This window comes from Stenotrophomonas sp. 05L44_2, from assembly GCF_056665995.1.
Window position 1 is genome coordinate 1 of the sequence record NZ_JBFTNR010001028.1, and the last position, 1,019, is coordinate 1,019.

1 protein-coding gene is annotated in these 1,019 nt (G+C 64.2%); it reads right to left on the reverse strand.

The window, feature by feature from the left end; all coding sequences use genetic code 11:
* The coding region (gene gpJ / locus AC1VAN_RS22850) for a TipJ family phage tail tip protein (protein WP_480986869.1) at positions 1–1,019 on the reverse strand (1,019 nt) is incomplete at both ends.

A 1,019-nucleotide genomic window follows, 5' to 3' on the forward strand; every position in this document is an offset into this window, starting at 1 on the left:
GCCAGTAGTCATAGCCAAGCGCATTGTCTGCGCAATGCAACATGAAGGCCTTCAGGCTTTCAATGTCGATGCGTCGATCCGCCATGCCCAGGCCTGCGATGCGCTTGCCATTTTCGTCGTTGATGCCACGCACGTAGGCCAGAATCTGCGCGCCCGGGTTGCTGGTCTCCTCGGTCACCCAGCCAACCGCATCGCCCTTCCACACCGGGATCGGCCGCGAATGGGCCACGCAGCGGATTTCATCCGGGGTGCCGTTGAGCTGGCCGGAGGCCTTCATCTGCAGGCCGATCGCGGGAATGCCGGCATGGCTGGCATCGTCACGCTGAACGCTGACCAGCGTGGTCCAGGTGAAGTTCGCCTGCGCACCGCTGCCATCGGTGTTCTGTCCAGCCACGCGCACACGCACGTCGTACTGGCCAAGCTCCACATCGCGACCGTAGCTCACCCGACGGGCTTTCTGCGTGCGCCCCACAAGGTTGTAGTTGCCGAACAACTGCCAGTTGGTGGTGCCTACCGGGCGGTACTGGATCTGGAGCTGCTCGCGGTTGTCCTTGTCCTTGCCCTTGGAGGTCGTGTCCCACAGACGGAATTCCACGTTCACCTGCAGGCGCAGCGTCTCGGCCGAACTGGTGCGCTCCACCCACGGGCTGGCCACATGCTTGGCGTCGCTGCCGGTATCCAGCAACAGAGCGCCTTCGATCACATCCGCGTTGCTGTAGAGCGGAATCGCTTCGTCCGGCATCTGCGGGAAGCCTCGGAACCAGGTGCGCACCCCCTCATAGCTGGACAGCGGTGACTCACCGTTCTGCAGGGCCTCGACACGGCCGACATTGATGCCTGGGCTCAGGGTCATGCCGACGAACTGTTCGTCGTCCTCGAACCACGTATAGGGACGGCTGATCAGATCGGGCGCCACGCGCGTGGAGCCGAACAGCAGGCCCAGCGGCTCATAGGCGCGCACGCGGTTGCGAGGCGCAGCCAGCGAATAGGCGGTATCGGCAACGCCACCACCACCGGGC